General features: G+C 76.3%; 1 protein-coding gene. It reads right to left on the bottom strand.

Translation table 11 applies throughout. From position 1 onward, the window contains the following. A partial coding sequence (locus O7B34_RS32015; protein WP_337149740.1) for an MBL fold metallo-hydrolase occupies positions 1 to 448 on the bottom strand: 448 nt, incomplete at both ends.

Below are 448 nucleotides of genomic sequence, written 5' to 3'. Positions count from 1 at the left end.
CTGGCGGCGATGCGCCGCGAGCGCCCGCACGAAGCGGCCCGGATCGCGCACGGGCCCGCCATGGCCCGGCCAGTAGATCGTCTCGTCCCGCTCGCGCAGACGGTCGAGGGAGGCGAGATAGGCCCGCATCGAGCCGTCCGGCGGCGCCACCACGCTCGTCGCCCAGGCCATGACGGGATCGCCGGAGAACAGCGTGCCCGCCTCGGGGAGGCTGAAGGCGAGATGGTTCATGGTGTGGCCCGGCGTCTCGACGGCCCGCAGCGTCCAGCCGGGACCGGAGACCTCGTCGCCCTCGGACATCTCCCGGTCGGGCCGGTGCGCGCGGTCGGCGCTGGCATCGAGCAGGGGCAGTTCCCCCGGCAGCCGGTGGCGGGCGGCCCGGTGCGGACCGCAGCCGAGGATCGGCGCCCCGGTCCGCGCCTTCAGAAGCCGGGCGCCCGGGGAGTGG

This window comes from Mesorhizobium sp. Cs1299R1N3 (assembly GCF_037179625.1).
GTDB classification, from domain to species: Bacteria; Pseudomonadota; Alphaproteobacteria; order Rhizobiales; family Rhizobiaceae; genus Mesorhizobium; species Mesorhizobium salmacidum.
Note: the sequence above shows the minus strand (reverse complement) of the source record. Positions and strands in the feature narration are given on the sequence as shown.